The following is a 21,370-nucleotide window of genomic DNA, read 5'->3' as shown; positions in this document are numbered from 1 at the left end:
CTGGGCGAATACGGCATCCGCGTCAACGGCATTAACCCCGACGGCGTGGTCCGCGGCTCCGGCATCTTCGCCGGCGGTTGGGGCGCCAAGCGCGCCGCCGTGTACGGGGTGGACGAGGAGAAGCTGGGCGAATACTACGCCCAGCGGACCCTGCTCAAGCGCGAAGTCCTACCGGAAAACGTGGCCAACGCCGCCGCCGTGCTCACCAGCGCTGAGCTCTCCCACACCACCGGACTCCACATCCCGGTAGACGCCGGCGTCGCCGCAGCCTTCCTGCGATGAGCGGTGTTGGGGAAGCGGTGCCTGGCCCTGCCTCGGCGGGTAGGCTGTTCGCCGCCGTCGACATTGGTGCCTCCTCCGGGCGCGTGATTGTGGGGAGCGCCGGTCACGGAGCGGCGCAGCTGCATGTGGTGCACCGCTTCCCCAACGGCGTCATTGAGAGTCACGGCAGCCTGCACTGGGACTTTGCCGGACTCTTCGCGGAGGTCCTGACGGGTCTTGCTGCGGCCGCCGAGTTTGCCGCCGCAGCAGGCGGCGTCATCGAAAGCATCGGCATCGATACCTGGGCTGTGGACTACGGCCTGCTCGATGCCGAGGGCAAGCTCCTCAGCCAGCCCTTCAGTTACCGGGACGGCCGGGGAGCCGCCCAAGTGGCTGGCGTTCACGAACGGATCGCCACGGAACGGCTGTACGCCACCACGGGATTGCAACACCTGCCGTTCAACACGCTCTACCAGCTGGCTGCGGAGCCAGATTTGGCTGGCAAACAGGCCTTGCTGATCCCGGATCTGTTGGCTTACATGCTGACAGGTGCGCGCCGGACCGAATCTACCAACGCCTCCACCACGGGTCTCTTTGACGCGGTGGCGGGGGAGTGGGCCACGGAATTCCTGACCGCTCTGGGCTTGCCGACAGAGCTGTTTCCACCGCTGATCGAGCCTGGCGAAACCATCGGCACACTGCTGAGCGAGGTGTCCGAACGTACCGGGCTGGCAGCTGCTACGAAGGTGGTGGCAGTTGGTTCGCACGATACCGCCTCGGCCGTTGCTGCCGTGCCCGCCACTAGCCCAAACTTTGCCTACATCTCCTCCGGCACCTGGTCACTGGTAGGTGTGGAGCTGCACCACCCGGTGCTGTCCGAGGCGAGCCGGCTGGCGAACTTCACCAATGAACGCGGCGTGGACGGCACCATTCGTTACCTGCGCAATGTGGGTGGGCTCTGGTTGCTGAGCGAATCCATGCGTTCCTGGCAGCAGGAAGCGTACGACGCCGGGAATCCGGCTTCCAGCGCGTCCTCCGCCACGCCGTCCTTGCCTGAGTTGTTGGACTTGCCTGAGTTTTTGGCTGCCGCTGCTGCCGAACCCGTCGGTGGACCACGTATCGACGTGGATTCCGCGGACTTCATCGCCCCCGGAAACATGCCCGAGCGCATCCGTGCCGCGGTCAACGCTACGGGAGGGACGCTGGGCGCCCGGCCAGCCGCCGTCGTACGGTGCATTTTGGACAGCCTGGCTGCTGCCTATGCAACAACGGTTGCGCAGGCACAGGAGCTTTCCGGCCAGCAGCTGGACGTCATTCACATTGTGGGCGGCGGCTCGCAAAACCGGCTGCTGTGCCAGCTTACGGCTGACGCTACCGGGCTGCCGGTGGTGGCGGGACCGGTGGAAGCGACGGCGCTGGGCAATGTGCTCATTCAGGCACGGGCCGCCGGTGCTGCGCCGAGTTCGCTCACGGAATTACGCACCATTGTTGCTGCGAGCCATCCGGGCATCCAGTACCTGCCACAGCACTAACAACGCGGAAGTGCTGCGGCAGGGGGTTGCCTTCAGCCTCCTGATAGTTGAATGTTTTGGCGGTGGAGGATGCGCGCGTCGTGGATCTCGAGCGTGGTGGTCCGGGGGCGAATGGACTCTGCAACATAGATGGCGGCGTCGGGGTTGAAGGGGAAAGCTTGGATGCTCAGGCCGTGGCGCAAAATAGCTTCGCGGTGCGCGCTCAGGTCAATGTCCCAGGGCAGACCGTTCCAGTAATTGTCGGAGATCAGCTGGCCGTGGACGTATGCTCGTGCGGCGTCGCCCGTCCACGTGATGCGCAGCAGCTGATCGGGGCCGCTGGCCAGCTCCTCAGGAGTGAAGGCGATGACGTAGCGGGCGGCATCGGCGTAGTCGCCGTCTAAGGGTGCGCAGGCCCGCTGGTGGGCTCCGCCCGCGCGGATGGGCGCCGGGCCGTCAGCTGCTTTTTCCAGCCGCACGGCCAGAGTCGTTTCAAGTGCAGCCGCTGGGACGCTCACGGAGAACATACTGAACGGCCCCAGATTCGGTGCCCGGCTAATGTCCGCAAGGCTCCCCACGGCCGTGTGCAGTTGCGTGATGGGCGGGAACACCCCAATCAGCTGCTCTGACGTGCTGATATCCAGTAGCAGCTCACCGTCAGAGACCACCAGAGAGTCGGCCAAAACGATTCTTGGTGCGCCCGCAAAATCCGCCTTCCACAGGCGTAAGGAGGCTGCTTCATCGACGAGCAGCACACTGACACCTTCCGCCAGCGGTATCAGCACAGGGCCGGACCCCAGGGGGACTTCCGGGCACAGTGTGCGGTGCGGGCCGCCGTCGTCCGCGGGAATCTGCACCACAAACTCAGCGGCAATGCCACAGGTGCGGGAAAAGACATGGCAGATTCCGGCGTCGGTGGGCAGGGTTGTGATGAGCTGTGCTGTGGCGCTAAGGAGGGTGAGATCTTGGCCCAACGGCAGGTTGAACGGCCAGATGAAGTGCGCCCCGGCCGGGATCGCCATGGGCAGGCTGGGCACGGTGAGTCCGCCACCGTCGAGGGCTATCCGGAACTGGACGTCGTCGTGTGCTGACAGTGCGTCCGTTGACGGCTGGTAATTGTTGACGAAAATGAAACCGCTGTGGCCGTCGCTGCGCACGGCCCACCGGACGGTGTGGGTGTCATCGAGCCCGGCCGGGACAACACTAGGCAGGGTCATCGGCATGGTTGCGAGCTGCGCACCGACCTCGGCCAAAAGCAGGTGCTGCAGGCGCAGCCGGTGATAGGACTCACGGATCTGGCCGAACTCACCCAGCGGCGCCTGAAAGTCATAGCTGATGACCGGTAAATCGTTGGGGTAGCCGGTGGCCTGAGACTCCTGCAGGGTGGACTTTTCGCCCATCCCTTGGGAACCGCCGTGGTACATGTAGTAGCCCTGCCACGTGGAACCGCTGCCGATCTTAGACAAGGCAAGCGCGGCGACATCCTGAGCCGGGATAATCGGGCGGCGGTGATAAGCAGAGGGCATGCCGCCACCCAGCTCGCAGGTGGCGTAAGGATACGGGGCGTCGTTGCTCTCGTCATCGGTGGCCGCCGTGGAGCGCAGATCCGCGCCGATGGAGTGGTCGTCGCGGATGTTGCTGAAAAAGTAGTGCTTGCGGCTGCCGCGGGCCCACCCCGGATGGGCGTCCTCCCAAAAAGCTTCAGGGTAGCCGCCATAGAGCGGAAGTACCTCACCGGCAGGAAGCTGCGCGCCGCCCCACGCCGTCGCGGTCCACAGCGGGGGAGTCATGCCGAGACTGGTGGCCAGCCGTTTGAGCGTGAGGATGTGCTCGGGCTGGTCGTAGAGCTCGTTTTCCACTTGGATGGCCACGATGGGCCCGGTGTTTTTGCCGGTTCTTTCGGTGCGCTCGGCACTACTATCGCTGGCGCAGTCGCCGCTGTACAAGCCCTTGAGTTGCTGCGCGATCTGCGTAAAGAACGGCCGGACGTGCCTCAGATATTCCGGATCGTCGCTGCGGTGGTTGATGGGCACTTCTTGCAGCCAATCTGGGAATCCCCCGTTGCGGGCCTCGCCATGGACCCAGGGACCGATGCGGACAACGGCGTCCAGCCCCAGTTCAGCGCACAGTTCCACGAAAGCACGGAGATTGTATTTGCCTGACCATCGAAACTGACCGTGCTGTTCTTCATGGTGATGCCAGAAGACGTAGGTGGAGACAACAGTGATGCCGCCTTGCTTCATGCGCTCCAGTCCGGTTTTCCAGCGCGCGGGGTCCTGCCGACTGTAGTGGTATTCGCCCATGATGGGGAACCATGCGCTGCCGTCTCTGGTGAGATGCCGGCTGTTGGCGTTGATGCCGTGGTGGTGCGTGGCGTCCGACTGCGTGCCATTAGCTCCCATCCGGAGATGGCCTGACAGGAGAGGTGCCGGACGCCGAAGCGAAACATGGGGCATAAGGGTTCCTTGCATGATGGTGAGAGGCAGTGGGTTGGGCCAGGAACTGAGTGGGCCCTTGCCTGGGTAGTGCTGAGGGAAAGAGCAGTCCGCGGAGCTTGAGTTCCGAGTGCTTAGCCGAGTCGACGAAATAGGCTTTGTATCGATTCATTCGGACTCGTTCCCTCATTATGCACCATCGATCCTCTGACTACTAGGAGGCTCTCACTACTGCGAAAACCGATCTTCCGCCCACCGGTTTCCACGCACTGCCGGGCACGCAATTGAGCCCATCATGTTTCCTCACGGTCAACAGGGGGACCCAAACCGGCAGGATTCAGTGCATCTGCGCAGATACGGAGAAACAATTTTGGGTATTTGGACAAGGGAGGTCTGCGGGTGGTCGTTCTAGTCTGAATCGTCACCGTGATTCAGCTCACGAAATCTACGCGACGGCGTTGCCGCCGATGGATACCCAAGAGGAAGTTTCACCAATGCAAGCAGAACAACAGCTATCAAAGTCGCTTAAGCCCCGGCATCTTTCCATGATTGCCATTGCCATTGCCATTGCCGGTGTCATCGGTGCCGGGCTATTTGTCGGCTCGGGTGCCGCCATCCAGCAGGCCGGACCGGGCATCTTGGTCGCCTATACGGCGGCCGGACTCGTGGTCATTCTCGTAATGCGCATGCTCGGCGAAATGGCTGCAGCACATCCAGAGACCGGTTCCTTCTCAACGTACGCTGACAAGGCCTTGGGCCGGTGGGCGGGTTTCAGTATTGGCTGGCTGTACGCATGGTTTTGGATCATCGTGCTCGGGGTGGAAGCCACCGCTGGTGCCGCCATCATGCACCGGTGGCTCCCCATGGTTGACCAGTGGGAGTGGGCTCTGATCCTGATGGTGCTGCTGACGCTAACCAACGTGGCATCTGTGAAGTCGTTCGGAGAGTTTGAGTTTTGGTTTGCCTCGGTCAAGGTGGCCGCCGTCGTCGTGTTCTTGTTGCTCGGTATCACGGCGATTCTTGGGCTGATGCCTGGCGTCGACGCTCCGGGTCTGCAGAATCTCACAGGTAACGGCGGATTCTTCCCGAATGGCCCCGGCGCTGTGTTGGCAGGCGTGCTAGTGGTTGTCTTCTCCTTCTTTGGTGCCGAAATTGCCACGATTGCCGCAGGTGAGTCCGAAAACCCTGTGGACGCTGTGAAAAAGGCAGTGAAATCCACAGTATGGCGCATCCTGGTTTTCTACATTGGATCTGTAGCGGTCGTGGTGACCCTATTGCCATGGAACGATGCATCCGTAGCCAAGAGCCCATATGTGGCAGTCATTGAACTATTTGGCATCCCTGGAGCTGGCGTCATCATGGACGTTGTAGTGCTGACTTCGGTGCTCTCCTGCTTGAACTCTGGGCTCTACACGGCAAGCCGCATGCTGTTTTCACTTTCCATGCGCGGTGATGCCCCCAAGTCCTGGCGCAAAATCTCCAAGCGCGGCGTTCCAGTCAGTGCAGTGTTGGCTTCAACCGTGGTGGGTTTCGTGACCGTGGGCTTGAACTACTTGGCTCCCGAGACTGTCTTCTTGTTCATGGTGAACACCTCCGGCGCAATTGCCTTGTTCGTGTGGCTTGTCATCGCTATTTCCCAGCTGATCTTGCGGCGCAGAATGGGTGCGGACGCGAAAGACCTCGCCTTGAAAATGTGGCTCTTCCCCTACCTAACATGGCTTTCCATTGTCGCCATCGCGGCTCTGCTGGTTGGTATGGCTATTGTTCCGCAAACGCGAGAAGCATTGCTATTGTCTATGGGATTGGCCGCCGTTGTCGTGGCGATCGGGGTCTACCGCTACCGCAAGAATGGCCCTCAGGAGGGTGCGGCCAACGATCGCACCGGTGGTCGCAAGGACGAAGTTCAATCAATGCCGTAGGCGTGCTTCGGAGCTGCTGTCCACGGCTCCGAGAAACACGGCTACGCTGGGATTAGCGTCGGCCCGAAAAGGGGCCGACCAACGCGCGAGGAGAGTGAATCGTGGTCAGTGCAAAGGCGCCTGAACATGTAGTGGTTGTTGGTGCGGGAATCATTGGGTTGTCTACTGCCTGGTATTTGCAGGAGCAGGGCGTCAAGGTTACCGTCGTGGACCGTGAGGGTGTGGCCTCGGGCTCCTCTTGGGGCAACGCAGGCTGGCTTACGCCTGCGCTGACGTTGCCACTAAGTGAGCCCTCCGTGCTCACTTACGGGCTCAAAGCCATGCTGGACCCGGCGTCACCGCTTTATATCCCCTTCTCTACCGACCCGGCGCTGTTGAAGTTTTTGCTCGGCTTTGCCCGCAACTGCACGCCGGGCAAGTGGCGCGCAGCCATGGCGGTCTTTGCCGAGATTGGCCGTTCCGGGATCGACGCCTTTGCCGAAATAGCTGCCGGCCCCCACGCTGTCGCGGAGCCAACCCACGAAGCAACGCCTTTCCTGACGGGCTTTGCTTCGTTGAAAGACCGCGACGCCTTGGTGAAGGAATTTCATGTGATCCGCGAAACCGGAGGTACGGTCGACTTCAACCTCATCTCCGGTGAGCAGATCCGCGAGCTGGAACCCACCCTTGGCTCAGGTGTGGTTGCCGGGATTGAAATCCATAACCAGCGCTTCATCGACCCGCCCGCCTTCATGCATTCACTGGCCGAGGCAGTGGTTGCCCGTGGTGCCACCTTGATGAGCTCTTTCAACGTCATGGACGTCCGTGACACAGGAACTGGCGTCGAGGTGATTGGTTCGGAAGGCCGTTCCATGACGGCCGACGCCGTAGTTCTCGCCACGGGTGCCTGGCTGGGATCGCTAGCCAGTAAATTTGGTGTCAAGCGAGTGGTTCAGGCCGGTCGCGGCTACAGCTTCACAGTGGTCCCGGAATCCATGCCCAGTCACCCTATCTACTTCCCCGCTCAGCGGGTGGCCTGCACCCCACTGGGTGACAGGTTCCGGGTGGCCGGCATGATGGAGTTCAGGGATGCCGACGCACCTCTGGACCCAAGGCGCATCAAGGCCATCGTAGAAGCGGCCTCACCCATGTTCACCGGCATTAACTGGGAGGACCGCTCCGAGGAGTGGGTTGGTTCCAGGCCCTGCACTACCGACGGTTTCCCGCTGGTGGGGGCAACACGATCCCCGCGCGTGCACGTCGCTGGCGGCCACGGCATGTGGGGGATCGCTCTGGGTCCGCTCACGGGCAAGATGGTCGCTGCAGAACTGACGGGTGGAACGCGGCCAGTGACCATGCGTCACTTCAACCCATTGCGGTAGTCCCCAATCCCGCCCAATGTCCAGCCTCCGGCGCGTCTAGACATTGGGGCCCTCGGGATCGTGGGCCCACCTCGCGGCGAATTTGAGTTCTGCTGCAAAGCAAGTGGAATAACGTCACGTTCGCTCAAGTAGGACATAGGATGTCTTCAGTAAGCACTGTCCGGCCCAGGCGTCGGAAACCGACTGAAACGGAGCCTGTCCATGCCGCTGTTCGACCTGCCGTTGGGGCAATTGGAACGTCACGAATCCACTGCCACCGTGCCGGAAGACTTTGACGCCTTCTGGGATGCGACCATTGCCGAGGCGCGCGAATTTGAGCTCGCCGCCAGCTTTGAACCCGTGGAGAACTTGCTGCCGCTCATCGACAGTTATGACGTAAGTTTCGCCGGGTTTGGCGGGGATACCATCAAGGGTTGGTTGCACCTTCCGGCGCACCGCATTCCCGGTGAAAACTTGCCAGTGGTCATCCAGTACATCGGCTATTCCGGCGGCCGCGGGCTGGTCCAGCAGGACACCGCCTGGGCGCAGGCCGGCTACGCGCACTTCATTATGGACACCCGTGGGCAGGGCTACGGCGGACTGCTGGGGGAAACCTCTGACCCGCACCCGTCCGCCGGTGGAGTGGCCCACCCAGGCCTCATGACCCGAGGCATCAGCAACCGGGAGGACTACTACTATCGCCGCGCCTACGTTGACTCCTTCCGTGCCATCGAAGCGGCGCAGTCGCACGCCGAGATCGATGAAAACAAAGTCATTGTCACCGGCATCAGCCAAGGTGGCGGGCTCGCAATCGCAGCGGCAGGTCTGGCTGCGGGCAGGCTCGACGGCGTCATCGGCGTCATGCCCGATGTACCGTTCTTGCAGGACTTCTCCCGCTCGATCGATCTCGCAGTCCGTGGTCCGTATCCGGAAATTGCTAGCTTCCTCAAGCGTCACCGCACCTCTTACGAGAGCAGCTTGGAGGTATTGAACTACTACGACGGCGTGCACCTCGCCAGCCGCTGCACCGCCCCAGCCCTGTATTCCTGTGCAGGTCTGGACGATGTCTGCCCGCCATCGACCGTCTACGGCTCCTTTAACGCCTATGGCCGCCAAGCTGCGCTCCAGCCTGCCAAAAGCATTGAATACTACCGCTTCAATAACCATGAAGGCGGTCAGGAGCACCAGTGGGTTAGGCAACTGCATTACGTGGCCGATTTGCTGGCCGCATAAGTATCGACGTATGGTGTGGACATGACAAACCGTTGGTATGCGTATTTTTCGTTGGCTCTGGAGGGGCCCGCGTCTAACTGACACGCATCCAATCACCTTCAGAGCCAACAGGACAGAGAATCTTTTCTCTGTCCTTCGCCATTTCCAGGCGGGTTTCTGAAAAGGGGCTCGCTGCCAGCCACGCAAAAGGAAACTTTCCCCATGAGCATCACCGCAGCCACCGCAGCCCCCGCAACAAACGCAGCCACCACAGCAAATCTGCGCGTCAGCCAGTTCACCGAACTGCCGTCACCTGCCCAACTGGCAGAAAAGCTGCCGCTGGACGCGCACACTTCTAACGTCGTCGAACGTGGCCGTGACCAGGTCCGCGCCATCATGGATGGCGTCGATGACAGGCTCCTGGTGGTGGTGGGTCCCTGCTCCATCCACGACACCAAGGCTGGGCTGGAATACGCCGCACTGCTGGCTGAAACTGCCAAGGCCCACGAAGAAGACCTGTTGATCGTGATGCGTGCCTACTTCGAAAAGCCGCGCACCACGGTGGGCTGGAAGGGTCTGATCAACGATCCCACTCTCGACGGCAGCCATGATGTCGCGACCGGCCTGGAAATGGCGCGCGAATTCCTGCTGAACGTGGCCGCGCTGGGCCTGCCCACGGGCACCGAATTCCTGGAACCGATCAGCCCGCAGTACACGGCAGACCTGATTTCCTGGGGCGCCATTGGAGCCAGGACCACCGAAAGCCAGATCCACCGCCAGCTCAGCTCCGGTCTGTCCATGCCCATTGGTTTCAAGAACGGTACCGACGGCGATCTGCAAGTTGCCCTGGATGCCTGCAATGCGGCCAGTGCGGCGCAGTCGTTCCTCGGCATTGACTCAAATGGCCGCGCCTCCCTGGTCAGCACGGCCGGCAATCAGGATACCCACGTGATCCTGCGCGGCGGACGCAAGGGCCCCAACTACAAGGCTGCCGATGTGGCCGTGGCCTCGGAACAAGCCGCCGGTTCAGGAGTCAACCCGCGACTGATCGTCGACGCCAGCCACGCCAACTCGGGCAAGAGTCATCACCGCCAAGCAGAGGTCGCCCTTGAAATCGGCGCCCAGCTCGAATCCGGCGATGCCTCCGCCCACACCATTGCCGGCGTCATGCTCGAAAGCTTCTTGGTGGGCGGTGCCCAGAACCTGAACGTGGACGCCGTTGCTGCGGGCACTGCGGAACTCGTGTACGGCCAGAGCGTCACGGATGCCTGCATGGATTGGGACATCACAGCGGACGTCCTGGCCAAGCTGGCCGACGCCTCACGCACCCGCCGCAATGGTGCAGCAACCGCCTAAGCCCGGCTTCATACGGCGGTCATGACTTCCCCGAAGCCGCCTTCTGCCCCTAGAGTTAGCGCTACGGGCAGAAGGCGTACAGGCGCCAGCAGCCACCTTTTTGATAGCGCGTGAAAACTGAGGCAGCCATGACGCAGGAGCAAAATTTCTCCGATGTTCACTTCTTGACGGTGCAAGAAGTGGCCGAACTCATGCGTGTTTCTAAGATGACCATTTACCGCATGGTGCATGCCGGCGAGCTGCCAGCAGTGCGTTTCGGAAGGTCATATCGGGTCCCGGCAAACGCCGTCGAGAGTTTCCTGAAGGATGCCGTGGTTGATCGCACAACGACGCAAGGACCCTCCAGTTCGGCGCAGACAGGGTAAAGGCGGTACCCTAGGAAAGATCCATTTTCGGCTTTGACCGATTCCTGAGATCGGTCGACCTAATCGTTTACGGCCTCATTCGAGGTTGTTCTATGCAGTTTGTGAGGAACTTTCATGGGTTCAGTAGTTAAGAAGCGCCGCAAGCGGATGTCCAAGAAGAAGCACCGTAAGCAGCTTCGCAAGACGCGTCACCAGCGTCGCAACAAGAAGTAAATCTTCTTTCTTTGCAAAAAGCACCCGCTCACCTTTTGGTGGCCGGGTGCTTTTTTCATGCACGACGCCGGATGGGGACCCGGGTGCCACCGTTTGGTTAGCGCTTGCGGACCATAGAGATGCCCTTCCAGAGCCCGTAGACAACTCCCGCGCCCGTTGCTGCCTTGAGGCCTAGAGTGGCCGCACGGCGCCCGGAGCGGTAATCGTAGATCGGCCAGTTGTTATCCCGGGCGTGCTTGCGCAGTTTCGCATCCGGATTGATCGCGACGGGGTTACCCACCGCCGTCAGCAAGGGAATGTCGTTGTAAGAATCGCTGTACGCCCAGCAACGGGACAGGTCCAGACCTTCGATTATGGCCAGAGCTTCAATGGCGCGACCCTTGGCAGCCCCGTGCAGAATCTCGCCCACCAGGTGCCCAGTGTAGATGCCGTCTTGACTCTCGGCCACGGTGCCCAAGGCTCCCGTCAGGTTCAGCCGGGAGGCAATGACTCCGGCAACTTCTACCGGTGTGGCGGTGACCAGCCACACCTGGCGACCTGACTTCAGGTGCTCTTGGGTGAGGGCCTTGGTGCCGGGCCAGATCTTGGAAACGATCATCTCGTCGTAGACCTCTTCGCCAAGCTGGCGGATAAATTCGGTGCTGATGCCGGCAGCCAGTTTTTGAGCCGAGTCCTGAACGGAATGGACATCGTTCATGTTTTCGCCGCGCAGAATAAATTTGGTCTGCTTCCAGGCGAAGCCTGCAACATCGTGCAGTGTGAAAGCGCGCTTTTGATACATTTTTCGGGCCACGTGGAACAAGCTGGCACCCTTCATGAGGGTGTTGTCCACATCGAAGAAGGCGGCCTCGCCGTGATGCTCTACAGCTGTCGAGGGGGCCTCGGCACTGTTGCTAGTCACGTCGGGCATGGAACGAGTCTAGTCAATGCTTTCACCCTGTGACTGCACGCCACCGGTGGTAGTGGTTAACTGTGGGGAAACTTTCATTTTTAGGCCCGGGACAGCCCGTGGGCGGCTCTGGGCAGCTCAATGGCAAGCAGTGGAGCGGCTCATGGCTGTGTGCAGGTGTTTGCTGTGCAGGTGCCTACATTGTGTAGGGGCTGGAGTTGAGTAACGTTGTAGTCATGGAATCTGTTGCACATGACCCCTCTGACTCGCTTGACTCGCTTGCCGCCCCCAAAGTGCCACTGCTGCAGCTCGTGACACGTTCAGGCTGTCACCTCTGCGAAAATGCTCGCGAGGTGGTGGCCACCGTAGCTGGCCAGTTACAGCTTCGGTGGACCGAGGTCAGCCTCGATGAGCATCCCGAGCTGACCGAGCTCTACGGCGAGGAAGTTCCAGTAGTGCTCGTCAACGGGATCCAGCGCGATTTCTGGCACATTGACCCCATCCGTTTGGGAACAATTCTTAGCCGGGCCCTGACGGGCCAGTGACCGCTGGGCTGCAAAGGCTGCGCTGTACGGGGACGAAATTTCCCCGTACAGCGAACCTGCCCGCAGCTTTTTGGCTCTGACCTTGCCACGTCTTAGAGTTGATCAAGACCGACGCGGACTTTGCAGACACGTGTTCAGCAGTGCGCTGCGGCCTCAGTTTGAGAAGGTGGAGTGGTGTTTTGATCCCAACGCAACCCGCGGAGGAGCCGGCAGTAGAAGCAGTAGAACCGGCCAGACAGCTTCCCCCTGCCACCGTGGCCAGACTAACTCTCTATCTACGTACGCTCAACGCCTTGTTGGCCGACGGCGCGGACAGCGTCTCTTCTGAAGAACTAGCCGAATCTGCAGGTGTCGGCTCCGCCAATGTTCGCAAAGACCTGTCCTATTTGGGTTCTTATGGAACCCGCGGCGTTGGTTATGACGCAGCCAATTTGAGTCGCAAAATTGCCCAAGCCTTGGGGCTGACCCATGAATGGCGTGTAGCCATTGTCGGGGCCGGAAACTTGGGCCGTGCGCTGGCGCGATATGCAGGGTTTGAATCACGCGGCTTCGATGTAGTGGCCCTATTGGATGCCGACCAATTGGTGGTGGGCACGGAAATCGGATGGCTACGCGTCAGCGACGTGGAAAACCTCGAAAAAGTTGTCGAGTCCACCCGGGCCAACATGGCGGTGTTGGCGTTACCGGCCGCCGTGGCGCAATCAGTCTGCGACAGGGTGGTGGCCGCCGGTGTGCGTAGCATTCTCAGCTTTGCCCCGATTCCCCTTGCTGTTCCCGACCATGTGAACCTGCGCAAAGTGGATATGGCTACCGAGTTACAAATCCTTGCCTACCACGCACAACGGCTCCAGGAATTAGGGCTGGAAGAGGACAGGCCCGGCGCCTGAGCTGTGCGGGCTCTGTCAGCTACCGCTGTGTCAGCGCTTCGAGCGAGCCTTGTGAGCTAGGAAAAACTCCTTGGCAGGGGAGCGGAAAAGAATGAGCACCGCAACCAACCCCAGAATGATCCGGGCTCCTGAGTACAGTGTGTACGAGCCGCCGTCAGGCACCAACACAATCGAGATGATGGCTAGAATCAGCGCCAGGGTTCGGGCCCAGGTGCGCCCGCGCCGCAGTTTGGCGGCGATCCAGAAATACAGGACCACACAGATTCCCTGCATGACGGCCAAGAGGGTCGCAGCTGAAGCGAACAACTGATCTTCGGTCACGCCGGCGTCGGCAAGTGCCTGTGGATTGTTTGCGACGGACTGCTCCACGGCGGCACGGATCAGTTCCTGTCCGGTGGGCGTGGTCATGGCAAAGGCCCAAACCACCAAGCCAAGCAGTTGGAGAACCCCGGCGGCCATGATCATTCGGGTGGCGACAATGACTTTGTTTGGTGGTGCCAATGATGCGCCCGAGTCAGAGCCTAGGCCTGCCTGGGCACCCTGAAATCCCGGGTACTTCGAGGCCGGTGCCAGTGGTGAGTTGGAGGTGAGCCGAGCTTGGGCGTCCTTGATCTCCTGCGGCGGTTCCCACCCGGCTGGGGCGTACTGACCGTAGCGAGGGACGCCAGGTGCAATTTCACCGTAGCTTCCCGGGGTTCTCGGGGTTCTCGGGGTTTGCTCGTGCGGCTCTTCACCGGGGGTGCTCATGGCGACTGCTCTCTCAAGGGGTGCCGGTGATGGCCGGCAGACAAGTCAACTGCAGCCAGACATGGAGAAAGGCCGCGGCGGGTATTACTTAAACCCTACGCGACCTCTCTCTGCGCTCCTACTACCCAATCTCCTACTGCCCAATCGCTTACTGCCGGAGCAGCTACTGCCAAGAAACTAGTGGAGTGCGTTTCCGGAGCGGGAATTGAGCCATGCGGTGGATTCCGGCAGCCACATCAGGACCGTTGCCACAACAGCTAGCAAGCCGCCCCCGCCGCCAAAGAACATCAAGACGATGGTCAGGAAGGCGATGGCAGAAAGCGCCATCCTGGCCCACTGCATGCCTTCCTTGAGTTTCATGGCACATATGACAATGGCGGCAATCAGCACGAAGGAAATGAGGGAAACGATGATTCCCTTTACGCCAGCTGCTCGGACCGCAGCCCCAAATCCAAAGGGGTCGTTCCCTGCACCCAAGGCAAAGAGTGAGCCCAGCAGCAACACCAAAGTGGTCAGGACCCAGATGCCGGCCGCGGCCAGCCACATGATGTAGCTGAGTTTCAACATCTGTGGCAGCCCGTCCATCTTGAAGATGCCAGCGAATCCACCCACTGGCATCACCTCCCGGACGGAGTGAGGCATATCTTGCGGCATTTCAAACTTGAAGTCACCTGACGGAGCGCCGGGTTGCTGGTATTGCGGAGCTCCGGGTTGCTGGTATCCGGAAGGTGGCTGATGCGGCGGAGCTCCGGGTTGCTGGTATCCGGGAGGTGGCTGCGCGGGGCCTCCCTGATAGCCCTGACCCGTGGGAGGTGTTGGCGTCACGGGAGGGGTGGGGTTGGGCTGGGAACCATAGCCGGAAGGAGGTGGTTGCGAGCCTTGCTGCTCGGGACCTGGAAGCTCATTCGGTGTGCTCATAGTTAGACCCTAGCCTTTGTACCGTGCCTTGTATATGGCGCCATGCGCGGCGCCATGCTCGGCGTCTCACACGGCGTCGAAGGGTGCGTTGATAAAGCTCTGGTGAGCACAAAAATGCCGACCCGCTGGGGTAGCGGACCGGCATTAGTGGCTTCTTAGAGCAGGCTCAGCAGACTCAGAGCAGGCTTGCAGAAGCAGTGTTGGAAAAATTATGCAGACTTGACGAAAGCAACATCCAAGGTGATGGTGACCTTGTCCGAGACTAGGACGCCACCGGCTTCAAGGGCAGCGTTCCAAGTCAGACCGAACTCCTTGCGGCTGATGACGGTCTTGGCTTCGAAGCCTGCGCGGGTTGCACCGAACGGGTCAACAGCAACGCCGTTGTATTCGCCCTTGAAGGTTACGGTCTTGGAGATGCCACGGATGGTCAGCTCGCCGGTGAGCTCGAAGTCCTCAGCATCGCCGGAGACGGCGGAGGAAACGAAGGTCAGCGTCGGGAAGGTTTCGACGTCGAAGAAGTCGGCGCTCTTGACGTGGCCGTCGCGGCCTTCGTCGCCTGAGCTGAAGCTGGCGGACTGGATCGTGGCGGTCACGGAGGACTCGGCGAGGGTGTCGCCGAGGGTCAGTGTGCCGTCAATGGCGGTGAACTGGCCACGAACCTTGGAGATGCCTGCGTGGCGGACAACGAAGCCAACCGTGCTGTGTGAGGGATCGAGGTTCCAGACGCCCTGGGCAAGACCGGTTGATTCGATGGTGGTTACTGACATGTGGAACTCCTTGAAATAGTTGGTGAAGCAAGAGCAGATCAGCCGCTGCGGTTGACCTTCACAGAGCATAAGCATGCGTTTGCATCTAATATTCCCGTGTTTCAAAAAAACTTTTCCCTGGCCGGATTAACCTCTTGAACAACAACTTTGAGAAACTGGTGCAATGTCCCGAGTAACAGTGCACCTTTTGCGTCACGGCGAGGTTTTCAACCCCGATGGCGTCCTCTACGGCCGGCTCCCCGAGTTTCACCTCTCAGAGCGCGGGCGCGCCATGGCGGTGATGGTGGCGGAGCACTTTTCTGCCCTGAAGAACGACGGCGGCGCACCGGTTTATCTGGTGGCCTCACCTTTGACCCGTGCCCAAGAAACAGCGCAGCCCACGGCTGAGGCGCTGGGACTGGAGATTGTGACCGACCCTCGCATCATTGAGGCTGAAAATCACTTCGAGGGTTTGGTCATGAGCCCGGCCGAGCTGCGCAAGCCTAAGCACTGGCCCTACTTCGTGAACCCCTTCAGGCCATCTTGGGGTGAGGCCTACCAAGCCCAAGCGGATCGCATGCTCGAAGCGGCACGTGATGCCCGGCGTCGTGCGTTTGAGATTGGAGGCGATGGCGCACAGGCCATCATGGTCAGCCACCAGCTGCCCATCTGGTCCACTCGGCGCAGCGCGGAAGGCAAGCGGCTCTGGCATGATCCCCGCAACCGCGAATGCACGCTGGCCTCTCTGACATCGCTGACGTTTGACGGCGATGACATTGTGGATGTGAGCTACAGCGAACCCGCCGCGGCACTTTTGCCCGGCGCCTCGACCACTCCCGGCGCCTAGGGCACACAGCTGATCATCAGCTATTCGACGTAGCGTAGAACATAATGCCATTTCCGCGTCTGCCCAATGGCCTCCCTGTTAACTGAAAGACCTGCTCCGTGACTTCTTCGATGAGCCGTAGATCGCTCCTTGTTGTTGGCGGTGCCGCACTGACTGCGGTGCTGGCAGCCTGTACCAGTGAGGACCCGTTGGCGCAGCAGGCCAACGCGGGAGATAACAAGAACTACATTGCCGGCGATGGCTCCGTGACCGAATATGGTGCTGGCGACAGGAAGGAACCGGTGACCTTCACCGGGACCTTCTTCGACGGCACTTCTGTGGATGCCGCAGATTTCCCCGGACACGTTACGGTACTCAATTTTTGGTACGCAGCCTGCGCCCCCTGTCGCATTGAAGCGCGTGATCTGCAGGCGCTCTACACGGATTTCAAGCCCTCGGGTGTGGAATTTATAGGCGTCAACGTCCGTGATGACAAGGCCGCTGCAGAGGCTTTTGAGCGCAATTTTGAGCTGAGCTACCCGAGCATTGCGGACAAGGACGGCGGCGTCTTGTTGGCCATGACCAAGCATGTGCCCCCGGCCGCAGTGCCCACCACACTGGTGTTGGATAAGAAAGGCCGGGTCTCGGCCAGAATTCTGGGCGTTGCCGAGAAGGGCACCCTGAAGGCGCTCATCACCTCCGCACTGGCGGAGAACTAACAGCCCCTCCCATGAACAATCCCTTTGCCGAAACAATCCTGAGCGGTTCTATGCTGCTGGCCATCCCCGTGGCTCTGCTGGCAGGGCTGGTCTCCTTCCTTTCCCCCTGCGTGCTGCCGCTGGTTCCCGGTTATCTGGGCTACGTCAGCGGACTCAGCGGGGCGGATTTGCAGGACCAGCGCCGAGGTCGAATGTTTGCCGGAATCGGGCTATTCGTGATGGGCTTCTCCGTAGTTTTTGTTCTCATCGGTGCCGTTTTTGGCCAGTTGGGTGCATGGCTCATGGGGCCCGACGCCGCTTGGGTCACCCAGGTGTTGGGCTTGGTGGTGATTCTTATGGGTGTGGTTTTCCTCGGCGGAATGAGCTGGTTCCAAAGCGAAGCCAAGATTCATGCGAAGCCACCGGCTGGACTGTGGGGTGCGCCCATTTTGGGCGTAACCTTTGGATTGGGCTGGGCGCCATGCATTGGCCCCACCTTCAGTGCCGTGCAATTACTCGCGTTCTCCGACGGCTCAAATGCCGCCAAGGGCGCGTTCTTGACGTTTATCTACTGCATGGGGTTGGGAATACCGTTCCTGTTGATTGCGCTGGGTGCCCGCCGGGGGGTGGGAGCGCTAGCGTTCTTCCGCAAACACCGGCGCGGACTTCAGTACTTTGGAGGCGGCATGCTGATTGCCCTCGGTATTTTGATGGTTTCAGGGCTGTGGGGAACCTGGGTCAATGACCTGCAATTATGGTTTGCCAACGATGTGAGATTGCCCATCTAATGAAAGAGAACGTAGTGAAAGAACCCAAGGGCCAGACGCCCAAGGCTGGTGGTGGCGAGGCTGTCCTGCCGCAGCTTGGCTTCTTGGGCATGCTCAGGTGGGCGTGGCGTCAGCTGACAAGCATGCGCACAGCCTTGTTCCTGCTGCTGATGCTCGCCGTGGCGGCCGTGCCTGGCTCGTTGTTCCCACAACGGCCCTCGGCACCTGCCGAAGTGACACAGTATTTGAAGGACAACCCAGGTTCGGGACCGGTCATGGACTGGTTCAAGCTTTTTGACGTCTACTCCTCGCCCTGGTTCGCAGCCATTTACCTGCTGCTGTTCACCTCCTTGATTGGCTGTGTGACACCGCGGGCCAAGATCCATTGGAAGGCCATGCGCTCGGCACCGCCGCGCACACCCAAACGGCTTTCCCGACTGGCTGAATATGGAACCGTCACGATCCCCGCCGACAGCGGCGTGGACGCCGAAACGGCCGTCAAGGATGCTGCTGCCATCTTGAAATCGCGCGGTTACCGGGTGGATGTGCGCGATCTGGACACCGAGCGGCCTTCGGTGGGTGCCGAGATCGGGTTCCTGAAAGAAGTAGGCAACCTGCTTTTCCACACGGCCATGATCGGCGTGCTGGCCGCCATCGCTTTCAGCGGACTCTTTGGCTACAGCGGACAGAAAGTACTCGTGGAGGGTGACACCTTCGTCAACACTTTGACCAGTTATGACACGTTCACCCCCGGCGCCAACTTTGGTGACGGTAGGTTGAGCCCCTACTCGGCCACACTGGACCGCCTAGTCGTCAAGTACGATCGCTCCACAGAAGCGCACTACGGACAGCCGCTGGACTTCAACGCCACGTTGACCATCAAGGACGGCCCCGGCGCTGAAGCCGAAACCAAGACCTTGAAGGTCAACGAGCCCGTGAATGTCGGCGGCACCAATATGTATCTGGTGGGCAACGGCTATGCTCCCGTGGTCACCATCAAGGACGGCGCCGGGGACATCACCTTCCAAGGCCCCGTTGTCACCATCCCCACCGACGGCGCCTACACCTCGCTCGTGGTGATCAAGGCCCCCGATGCCAAGCCGAATCAGCTTGGTTTTGTGGGCTTCTTCCTCCCTACGGCCTTGGTAGATGAGCGGGGCGTAGCCTTTGGTTCCGACCCGGACCCCTTCAACCCGCAACTGAACCTGAACGCCTACACCGGCGATCTTGGCTTGGATAGCGGCCTGCCGCGCAACGTCTATACGTTGGATACCTCCAAAATGACGGAGATCAACTCCCGCAATCTGGACGCCGGTGGCATTGTTCTGGCCCCCGGCCAGAGCTACACACTGCCCGCAGGTAACGGCAGCATCAGCTTCGACAGCATCAAACGATTCGCCGCATTGGACATTCGCCACGACCCCGGCCAGGTCTACGTTCTGGTGTTCGCGCTGCTGGCCCTGGCCGGCCTGATGGGTTCCTTGTTCTTGAACCGACGACGCGTCTGGGTCCGGACAGGAAACCACCCTGATGGGCGCACCATGGTCGAGTTCGGTCTGCTGGCTCGCGGTGAAGACCACCGCTTGGCCGGAGAATATGCGGCCATCAACAAATCACTGCACAACAAATGGCTGGTACCCATGGACGTTGCAGGGCAAAATGGTGAGCAAACAACAATCAATGACTCCGCACAGAGCGTCACCGCGGCAAGTAAGGACCAGTAATGCCAGAGATCAATGAAGGCTTTGCCCTACTCAGCGAGCAGCTCATGCTGGTTGCCGGTCTGGCCTACGCCGTTGCGGTGTGTGCCTATGTCTGGGACCTGGTGACGTTCAGCCAAACAGTCAAAAGAGGCTTGGCCCCCGAGCCCGCGGTATCGCAGGGCGCCGCAGCACAAAACAGCACGGTCATGGCAGGCGTTGGTGCTCGCGGAGCGGCCGGTCAGGGACTGGAATCCGGTCCGCAAGACCGGGCTGTGCGTCCCAGTAGCAAAACGCATGCGGGATCCGACGGCGTCACCGCCGGCGACTCCATGCGCTACGGCAAGGAACGCCGCGTGGTGGCCCGGGTGGCTGTGGCACTGACTGTTGTGGCCGCCATCGTCCAAGGCTTTGCCGTGGTGTTCCGCGGACTGGCCGCAGGGCGTGTGCCGTGGGGCAATATGTACGAATTCTGCACCACGGGCTCGTTCGCCGTGGTTGTGGTCTTCCTGCTGGTGCTGATCCGCCGCGACCTGCGCTTCCTGGGCACCTTTGTGATCGGCCTGGCGCTGGTCATGATCGTTGCCGCACACGTCTCCTTCTGGACGCCTGTGGGCCACCTGGTTCCGGCGCTGCAGAGCTACTGGCTGATCATCCACGTCTCCATTGCGGTGCTGTCCTCGGCATTCTTCACCATAACCTTCGCGATGTCCGTGCTGCAGCTGTTCCAGGCGCGCCGCGAGACCGCTATTGCTGCTGGCAAGCCGGACAAGGCCCCCGTCATGCGGCTGGTGCCGAACGCGTTGAGCCTGGAAAACCTGTCCTACCGCATCAACGGCATCGCCTTTGTGGGCTGGACCCTGACGCTGATGTTCGGTTCCATCTGGGCCGAAAAGGCATGGGGCCGCTTCTGGGGCTGGGACACCAAAGAAGTTTGGACGTTCGTGATTTGGGTCGTGTACGCAGGCTATCTGCATGCCCGCGCTACGAAGGGCTGGACCGGCACCCGTGCCGCCTGGCTGTCCATTGTTGGCTACCTCTGCGTGGTCTTCAATTTCACCATCGTGAACATGTACTTCTCCGGCCTCCACTCCTACGCCGGTGTTGGCAGCTAGACTTCACCGCAGTTCTAGCCTTAGCAGTTCTCACCTCGCGCGGCGGTCAGTGTTCTAGCCCCCGCGGCGGTCACACTTCTGCCTGCGGTTATCCCCTAATGACGCGCCACTTCGTGAGTGGCGCGTCATTAGCAGTTAACGGTACGCAGGTTCAGTGCCGCTGACCCAGGTTTCCGTAGCGGCTACTTCATGCCGCCCTTGCGGAAGCCGGGCTTGGTATACGTCCGGGCTAGGACTGCCAGGGCCAGTGCTGCCACGAGTAGGCCGAAATCGCGCAACGCCACATCGTAGAAGCCTGAGTAGGACAGCAGGTTCACGATAATGCCAGCCAGCCAAAGAGCCACGACGAACACTGCATAGCGCGGACGCAGCACCATGGCAATCGCGGCGATGATCTCAACGATGCCGATCACCATCATGGTTCCTTGTGCGGTGAAGGGGGACAGGTTCTCAATCCACGGGGCTAGGTAGCTCTCCCAGTTGGTCAACACGTTGAAGAACTTGTCCAGGCCCATGATCAACGGAATGGCAATGAAGCCAATCCACAGCATGAGGAATGCGCCGTACGCGGGGTCGGCCTTGGCACGCGACAGTGCGTGCGATGACCAGCCGGCGACGGGTGCAGAAATTGAATGTGTTGCCATGACTCCTCCATCTAAAAACATGAGTTATGTTTTTAGAGTGCGCGCACCCGAAGCGTTTGTCAATGCCGGATTTTTGCTCCCGCACCTGCAAGGCAGAACAACGCTATCGCAGCAATGGTGCCTTAAACGGGAACGCTATCGCACCATGGTGCGATAGCGTTCCGAAAATAGCAGCCATTGCCGGTATTTGTCAACCTGCTTGAGAGAGGTTGGTGGTTTGGGTGTGGTGTTTGGGGTCGTTGATGGCGACGTAGTCGTCGATTTGGGGTGTTAGTG

At 60.6% G+C, this 21,370-nt stretch carries 21 protein-coding genes; 15 read left to right on the top strand and 6 right to left on the bottom strand.

Annotated features, from left to right (window positions below):
* A partial coding sequence (locus tag AB0O97_RS19080) for an SDR family oxidoreductase (protein ID WP_363884790.1) occupies positions 1-282 on the top strand: 282 nt, incomplete at its 5' end.
* The gene (locus AB0O97_RS19075) at positions 279-1,793 is read left to right on the top strand and encodes a rhamnulokinase family protein (protein WP_363884789.1); all 1,515 of its coding nucleotides are present in this window, start codon (positions 279-281) and stop codon (positions 1,791-1,793) included. The genes AB0O97_RS19080 and AB0O97_RS19075, both read left to right, overlap by 4 nt.
* A gap of 32 nt (positions 1,794-1,825) precedes the next feature.
* Here the strand turns inward: AB0O97_RS19075 and AB0O97_RS19070 are convergent, their stop codons facing one another.
* Positions 1,826-4,228: a beta-galactosidase gene (locus tag AB0O97_RS19070; RefSeq protein ID WP_363884787.1), complete on the bottom strand. Its 2,403-nt coding sequence runs from the start codon at positions 4,226-4,228 to the stop codon at positions 1,826-1,828.
* Positions 4,229-4,701: 473 nt separating this feature from the next.
* Here AB0O97_RS19070 and AB0O97_RS19065 point away from each other — a divergent pair, with 473 nt between their 5' ends.
* From AB0O97_RS19065 to AB0O97_RS19040, 6 genes are all read left to right on the top strand, one after another.
* Complete coding sequence (locus AB0O97_RS19065) at positions 4,702-6,126, top strand: amino acid permease (RefSeq protein WP_363884786.1); 1,425 nt, start codon at positions 4,702-4,704, stop codon at positions 6,124-6,126.
* A gap of 101 nt (positions 6,127-6,227) precedes the next feature.
* Entirely contained in the window at positions 6,228-7,487 is a 1,260-nt protein-coding gene (locus AB0O97_RS19060; protein ID WP_363884785.1) for an FAD-dependent oxidoreductase, read from the top strand.
* 201 nt (positions 7,488-7,688) lie between these two features.
* Positions 7,689-8,699: an acetylxylan esterase gene (locus tag AB0O97_RS19055; RefSeq protein WP_363884783.1), complete on the top strand. Its 1,011-nt coding sequence runs from the start codon at positions 7,689-7,691 to the stop codon at positions 8,697-8,699.
* 201 nt (positions 8,700-8,900) lie between these two features.
* Complete coding sequence (locus tag AB0O97_RS19050) at positions 8,901-10,034, top strand: 3-deoxy-7-phosphoheptulonate synthase (RefSeq protein ID WP_363842013.1); 1,134 nt, start codon at positions 8,901-8,903, stop codon at positions 10,032-10,034.
* Positions 10,035-10,162: 128 nt separating this feature from the next.
* Positions 10,163-10,399: a helix-turn-helix domain-containing protein gene (locus tag AB0O97_RS19045; protein ID WP_363884781.1), complete on the top strand. Its 237-nt coding sequence runs from the start codon at positions 10,163-10,165 to the stop codon at positions 10,397-10,399.
* Positions 10,400-10,513: 114 nt separating this feature from the next.
* Positions 10,514-10,612, top strand: coding sequence for an AURKAIP1/COX24 domain-containing protein (locus AB0O97_RS19040; protein ID WP_074712200.1), 99 nt, complete (start codon positions 10,514-10,516; stop codon positions 10,610-10,612).
* Positions 10,613-10,709: 97 nt separating this feature from the next.
* Here AB0O97_RS19040 and AB0O97_RS19035 read toward each other — a convergent pair whose 3' ends face one another.
* On the bottom strand, positions 10,710-11,522 hold the full coding sequence (locus AB0O97_RS19035; RefSeq protein ID WP_363884779.1) for an HAD-IB family hydrolase: 813 nt from the start codon (positions 11,520-11,522) through the stop codon (positions 10,710-10,712).
* 215 nt (positions 11,523-11,737) lie between these two features.
* On the opposite strand from AB0O97_RS19035, the gene AB0O97_RS19030 reads away from it, so the two are divergent.
* The gene (locus AB0O97_RS19030; RefSeq protein ID WP_363842003.1) at positions 11,738-12,046 is read left to right on the top strand and encodes a glutaredoxin family protein; all 309 of its coding nucleotides are present in this window, start codon (positions 11,738-11,740) and stop codon (positions 12,044-12,046) included.
* 179 nt (positions 12,047-12,225) lie between these two features.
* A complete protein-coding gene (locus AB0O97_RS19025) occupies positions 12,226-12,933 on the top strand; it encodes a redox-sensing transcriptional repressor Rex (RefSeq protein WP_363842000.1) in 708 nt (235 codons plus the stop codon).
* A gap of 30 nt (positions 12,934-12,963) precedes the next feature.
* On the opposite strand, the gene AB0O97_RS19020 is transcribed toward AB0O97_RS19025, so the two are convergent.
* The 3 genes from AB0O97_RS19020 to AB0O97_RS19010 all read right to left on the bottom strand — a co-directional run bounded on the left by AB0O97_RS19020 (position 12,964) and on the right by AB0O97_RS19010 (position 15,365).
* Positions 12,964-13,680: a hypothetical protein gene (locus AB0O97_RS19020; RefSeq protein WP_363884777.1), complete on the bottom strand. Its 717-nt coding sequence runs from the start codon at positions 13,678-13,680 to the stop codon at positions 12,964-12,966.
* A 177-nt stretch (positions 13,681-13,857) separates the two neighbouring features.
* Positions 13,858-14,598, bottom strand: coding sequence for a hypothetical protein (locus AB0O97_RS19015; RefSeq protein ID WP_363884775.1), 741 nt, complete (start codon positions 14,596-14,598; stop codon positions 13,858-13,860).
* Between the two features lie 209 nt (positions 14,599-14,807).
* The gene (locus tag AB0O97_RS19010; protein WP_363841992.1) at positions 14,808-15,365 is read right to left on the bottom strand and encodes a YceI family protein; all 558 of its coding nucleotides are present in this window, start codon (positions 15,363-15,365) and stop codon (positions 14,808-14,810) included.
* A gap of 163 nt (positions 15,366-15,528) precedes the next feature.
* On the opposite strand from AB0O97_RS19010, the gene AB0O97_RS19005 reads away from it, so the two are divergent.
* From AB0O97_RS19005 to ccsB, 5 genes are all read left to right on the top strand, one after another.
* A complete protein-coding gene (locus tag AB0O97_RS19005) occupies positions 15,529-16,191 on the top strand; it encodes a histidine phosphatase family protein (RefSeq protein ID WP_363841987.1) in 663 nt (220 codons plus the stop codon).
* Between the two features lie 110 nt (positions 16,192-16,301).
* Positions 16,302-16,889: a TlpA disulfide reductase family protein gene (locus AB0O97_RS19000; protein ID WP_363841984.1), complete on the top strand. Its 588-nt coding sequence runs from the start codon at positions 16,302-16,304 to the stop codon at positions 16,887-16,889.
* A gap of 11 nt (positions 16,890-16,900) precedes the next feature.
* A complete protein-coding gene (locus AB0O97_RS18995; protein ID WP_363884773.1) occupies positions 16,901-17,656 on the top strand; it encodes a cytochrome c biogenesis protein CcdA in 756 nt (251 codons plus the stop codon).
* Positions 17,657-17,745: 89 nt separating this feature from the next.
* The gene (locus tag AB0O97_RS18990; protein ID WP_363884792.1) at positions 17,746-19,359 is read left to right on the top strand and encodes a cytochrome c biogenesis protein ResB; all 1,614 of its coding nucleotides are present in this window, start codon (positions 17,746-17,748) and stop codon (positions 19,357-19,359) included.
* A complete protein-coding gene (gene ccsB, locus AB0O97_RS18985) occupies positions 19,359-20,450 on the top strand; it encodes a c-type cytochrome biogenesis protein CcsB (RefSeq protein ID WP_363841978.1) in 1,092 nt (363 codons plus the stop codon). Before AB0O97_RS18990 ends, ccsB begins: the two co-directional genes overlap by 1 nt.
* A gap of 182 nt (positions 20,451-20,632) precedes the next feature.
* Here ccsB and AB0O97_RS18980 read toward each other — a convergent pair whose 3' ends face one another.
* On the bottom strand, positions 20,633-21,094 hold the full coding sequence (locus AB0O97_RS18980; RefSeq protein ID WP_363884772.1) for a hypothetical protein: 462 nt from the start codon (positions 21,092-21,094) through the stop codon (positions 20,633-20,635).
* Between the last annotated feature and the right edge of the window lie 276 nt (positions 21,095-21,370).

Source organism: Specibacter sp. NPDC078692, assembly GCF_040686835.1.
In the GTDB taxonomy this organism is placed as follows: domain Bacteria; phylum Actinomycetota; class Actinomycetes; order Actinomycetales; family Micrococcaceae; genus Specibacter.
This window is presented reverse-complemented; position numbering and strand designations above follow the sequence as displayed.

What these genes read in the sequence shown, in the direction of transcription:
- AB0O97_RS19075 (WP_363884789.1), top strand. Translation starts at nt 279, where the DNA reads ATGAGCGGTGTTGGGGAAGCGGTGCCTGGCCCTGCCTCGGCGGGTAGG.
- AB0O97_RS19070 (WP_363884787.1), bottom strand. Translation starts at nt 4,228, where the DNA reads ATGCCCCATGTTTCGCTTCGGCGTCCGGCACCTCTCCTGTCAGGCCAT.
- AB0O97_RS19065 (WP_363884786.1), top strand. Translation starts at nt 4,702, where the DNA reads ATGCAAGCAGAACAACAGCTATCAAAGTCGCTTAAGCCCCGGCATCTT.
- AB0O97_RS19055 (WP_363884783.1), top strand. Translation starts at nt 7,689, where the DNA reads ATGCCGCTGTTCGACCTGCCGTTGGGGCAATTGGAACGTCACGAATCC.
- AB0O97_RS19050 (WP_363842013.1), top strand. Translation starts at nt 8,901, where the DNA reads ATGAGCATCACCGCAGCCACCGCAGCCCCCGCAACAAACGCAGCCACC.
- AB0O97_RS19045 (WP_363884781.1), top strand. Translation starts at nt 10,163, where the DNA reads ATGACGCAGGAGCAAAATTTCTCCGATGTTCACTTCTTGACGGTGCAA.
- AB0O97_RS19040 (WP_074712200.1), top strand. Translation starts at nt 10,514, where the DNA reads ATGGGTTCAGTAGTTAAGAAGCGCCGCAAGCGGATGTCCAAGAAGAAG.
- AB0O97_RS19035 (WP_363884779.1), bottom strand. Translation starts at nt 11,522, where the DNA reads ATGCCCGACGTGACTAGCAACAGTGCCGAGGCCCCCTCGACAGCTGTA.
- AB0O97_RS19030 (WP_363842003.1), top strand. Translation starts at nt 11,738, where the DNA reads ATGGAATCTGTTGCACATGACCCCTCTGACTCGCTTGACTCGCTTGCC.
- AB0O97_RS19020 (WP_363884777.1), bottom strand. Translation starts at nt 13,680, where the DNA reads ATGAGCACCCCCGGTGAAGAGCCGCACGAGCAAACCCCGAGAACCCCG.
- AB0O97_RS19015 (WP_363884775.1), bottom strand. Translation starts at nt 14,598, where the DNA reads ATGAGCACACCGAATGAGCTTCCAGGTCCCGAGCAGCAAGGCTCGCAA.
- AB0O97_RS19010 (WP_363841992.1), bottom strand. Translation starts at nt 15,365, where the DNA reads ATGTCAGTAACCACCATCGAATCAACCGGTCTTGCCCAGGGCGTCTGG.
- AB0O97_RS19005 (WP_363841987.1), top strand. Translation starts at nt 15,529, where the DNA reads ATGTCCCGAGTAACAGTGCACCTTTTGCGTCACGGCGAGGTTTTCAAC.
- AB0O97_RS19000 (WP_363841984.1), top strand. Translation starts at nt 16,302, where the DNA reads ATGAGCCGTAGATCGCTCCTTGTTGTTGGCGGTGCCGCACTGACTGCG.
- AB0O97_RS18995 (WP_363884773.1), top strand. Translation starts at nt 16,901, where the DNA reads ATGAACAATCCCTTTGCCGAAACAATCCTGAGCGGTTCTATGCTGCTG.
- AB0O97_RS18990 (WP_363884792.1), top strand. Translation starts at nt 17,746, where the DNA reads ATGCTCAGGTGGGCGTGGCGTCAGCTGACAAGCATGCGCACAGCCTTG.
- ccsB (WP_363841978.1), top strand. Translation starts at nt 19,359, where the DNA reads ATGCCAGAGATCAATGAAGGCTTTGCCCTACTCAGCGAGCAGCTCATG.
- AB0O97_RS18980 (WP_363884772.1), bottom strand. Translation starts at nt 21,094, where the DNA reads ATGGCAACACATTCAATTTCTGCACCCGTCGCCGGCTGGTCATCGCAC.